This is a genomic window from Synechococcus sp. CCY9201 (genome assembly GCF_034931105.1).
Classification (GTDB): Bacteria; Cyanobacteriota; Cyanobacteriia; order PCC-6307; family Cyanobiaceae; genus CBW1002.
Window position 1 is genome coordinate 1 of record NZ_JAYGIC010000139.1, and the last position, 2,682, is coordinate 2,682.

Annotated in this window: 3 protein-coding genes and 1 pseudogene; 2 read left to right on the forward strand and 2 right to left on the reverse strand. The window is 67.5% G+C overall.

Features of this window, described 5'->3' with window-relative positions; genetic code table 11:
• Positions 1 to 257 precede the first annotated feature (257 nt).
• On the forward strand, positions 258 to 788 hold the full coding sequence (gene ilvN / locus VB716_RS13315) for an acetolactate synthase small subunit (RefSeq protein ID WP_197169929.1): 531 nt from the start codon (positions 258 to 260) through the stop codon (positions 786 to 788).
• A gap of 16 nt (positions 789 to 804) precedes the next feature.
• Here ilvN and VB716_RS13320 read toward each other — a convergent pair whose 3' ends face one another.
• Both VB716_RS13320 and VB716_RS13325 read right to left on the reverse strand, forming a co-directional pair.
• Complete coding sequence (locus tag VB716_RS13320; RefSeq protein WP_323270741.1) at positions 805 to 1,647, reverse strand: peptidylprolyl isomerase; 843 nt, start codon at positions 1,645 to 1,647, stop codon at positions 805 to 807.
• 37 nt (positions 1,648 to 1,684) lie between these two features.
• The gene (locus tag VB716_RS13325; protein WP_323270742.1) at positions 1,685 to 2,239 is read right to left on the reverse strand and encodes a photosystem I assembly protein Ycf4; all 555 of its coding nucleotides are present in this window, start codon (positions 2,237 to 2,239) and stop codon (positions 1,685 to 1,687) included.
• Positions 2,240 to 2,532: 293 nt separating this feature from the next.
• On the opposite strand from VB716_RS13325, the pseudogene VB716_RS13330 reads away from it, so the two are divergent.
• Positions 2,533 to 2,682 (forward strand): annotated as a pseudogene (locus VB716_RS13330) (photosystem II D2 protein (photosystem q(a) protein)); the annotation flags it as partial.

Sequence of the window (2,682 nt, forward strand, 5' to 3'; positions counted from 1 at the left end):
CGCGACGATCGCCTCGTGCCGGCCCGGGTGGCGGAGCAGTGCCGGGCGGTCCGGCCCGAGCTGCCGCTGGTGCTGCTCGAGCAGGCGGGCCACTGCCCCCACGACGAACAGCCCGAGGCTTTTCATCAGGCGGTGCTCCCCTGGCTGGCTGCCCTGAGGTGATGCCCTGAGGTGATGCCCGGGGGTGCAGCCCTCGCCAGTGCCGGGAGGTGGACACGTAACTTGAGGCCAGCCTGCGGCCCTCGGCGCGCCCCGTGATGAAACACACCCTGTCGGTGTTGGTGGAAGACGAGTCCGGTGCGCTCAGCCGGATCTCCGGCCTGTTCGCCCGCCGGGGCTTCAACATCGAGAGCCTGGCGGTGGGACCCGCCGAAAAAAGTGGCGTCTCGCGTCTCACCATGGTGGTGGAGGGCGACAGCCGCACGGTGGAACAGATGACCAAGCAGCTCAACAAGCTGGTCAACGTGCTGGCCGTGACTGACCTCTCCACCATCCCATCGGTGGAGCGGGAACTGATGCTGCTCAAGGTGGCGGCCCCACCGGAGCAGCGCGCCGCCATCCTCGATCTGGTGCAGGTGTTCCGAGCCAACGTGATCGACGTGGGCGAAACCGCCCTCACCCTGGAAGTGGTGGGAGACCCGGGCAAGCTCGTGGCGATCGAGCAGATCCTCGAGACCTACGGCATTCTCGAAATCGCCCGCACCGGCAAGGTGGCCCTGGAGCGGGCCTCCGGCGTGAACACCGCCTACCTGAAGGTGACGGCCTCAGCCAAACGGGTGCCGGCCTGAGCATTCAGGCCCTCTCTCAGGGTTTGTCCGTCACCAGGGTGCCGCCCTCCACGAGCGTGGCTTTCACCAGCCGGTCGCCCTGCTGGATCTTGTCCACCACCTCCATCCCTTTCGTCACCCGACCGAACACCGCGTAGCGGCCATCCAGTTCCGGCAGGGCCTCCAGGGCCACGTAGAACTGAGCGCTGGCCGAATTGGGGTCGCTGGAGCGGGCCATGGCCACGGCCCCACGCTGGTGCACCAGGGCCAGCTGGCGCGTCAGGCTGGGGTTGGTGATCGGCTCGCCGTAGCGGGGTTCGGATTCGCCCTTGACCGTCAGCTCCAGGGGGATCAGCCTTGCCTCGCCGCTGCTGGGCTCGATGAAACTACCGGTGCCGTACTGGCTGGCCGGCACTTTCGGATTGGCGCTGAGCGGATCGCCCCCTTGCACCACGAAGGGCACGGGCTCCCGCACCACCCGGTGGAAGACGGTGTTGTTGTAGGCGCCCCGCTTCACCAGGTCCACGAAGTTGCCGGCGGTGAGGGGAGCGGCAGCGCCATCGAGGCTGATCTCCACCTCTCCCTTGGCGGTCTGCAGCCTCACCAGGGCAGTCCCACTCAGGCAAGCCGCACCCGAAACGCCGCAGCCCAGGGTCTGGGCGCGGGGCTCAGCGCCACAGGCCGACAGGACCCAGGGCAGCAGCAACAGCAGACCGGCGCAGAGGGAGCGACCCAGAGCGCCCCTGAGGCGATCCCGCGTGATGCCCTGCGGGCCACGGGTCACGACGGGGTGCCCCGATTCGGCAGCGAACCGATCACGGGAGAGAAGAACGGACGGATCAGCGGACGGATCCGAGCAAGGGGGGGAGAAATCCGGCATCAGCGCAGCAGCACAGCACAGGGGGTGGAAGCCTGGATCACTGCCCTTCGAGGGCTACCCCGAGGAAGCGGGCCAGCTGGGCACCCGACAATTCCAGGTCGGCCAGGGGGATGGGTTCACCCACGCGGGTGAGCGGCAGATCGCGTCGGCCCTGCACCTTCAGGGCCAGGCGGCGGCGGGGGTTGAGACCATCGCGCACATCGATCTTCACCGCCTGGATCTCCCGCAGGGGGATCTCGACGCGGATCATCTGGCGGAAACCGCGGCGCTCGATCGTGGCGGTGCCGGCTCGGCGGTCGAAGCGGTTGACGCCAGCGCCCACGTCGATGCCGATCACCGACCAGAGGTAGGTGGCGAGCAACACGGCGGCGATGCCATACAGACCCATCACCAGACCCTGGGGCACCCACTCGAGCTCCGCCGGGTGGCCGATCGGCAGAAGGTCGATCCCCCAACGGCTGGAGGCGCTGGTGAGCAGGAAACCGACACCGCCGGTGGTCACCACGGCTGCCACAAGAAGATTCGACAAACGCCTTGAGCCCAGCACCGGTTGCTCCAGCAGATCGGTGGGGCTGGTGGCAGGGTTGGACATCGCGATGTGCGGGGCTTCGAAAGCCGCCATGCAGGAGTCAGGGTTCGGAGAGGCCATCTTGGCCCGCGGGCGGCAAGCCTGACGAACACGGTCTGCATCCGCCGCACCGACGGACGCATGGGCTCATCCCCAGATCGAGATCGACCTAAAGCAGAAATACCTAGGCCCCTCAGAACCCTGCTCCGCCAAGGCATGTCAGCCCATTGCAGCCTGTCTCGCGCTGGCTGGGAACATTGTTACCATCGCCCGGTATCCCACACAGCTTCCGCGGGTTTCCCGCACCGTTTCTTCCCATGACGATTGCTGTTGGACGCGCGCCGCAGCGGGGATGGTTCGACGTCCTCGATGACTGGCTCAAGCGCGACCGCTTCGTATTCGTGGGGTGGTCCGGTCTGCTGCTGTTCCCCACCGCCTACCTGGCGCTGGGCGGCTGGCTCACCGGC

What these genes read in the sequence shown, in the direction of transcription:
- ilvN (WP_197169929.1), top strand. Translation starts at nt 258, where the DNA reads ATGAAACACACCCTGTCGGTGTTGGTGGAAGACGAGTCCGGTGCGCTC.
- VB716_RS13320 (WP_323270741.1), bottom strand. Translation starts at nt 1,647, where the DNA reads ATGCCGGATTTCTCCCCCCCTTGCTCGGATCCGTCCGCTGATCCGTCC.
- VB716_RS13325 (WP_323270742.1), bottom strand. Translation starts at nt 2,239, where the DNA reads ATGTCCAACCCTGCCACCAGCCCCACCGATCTGCTGGAGCAACCGGTG.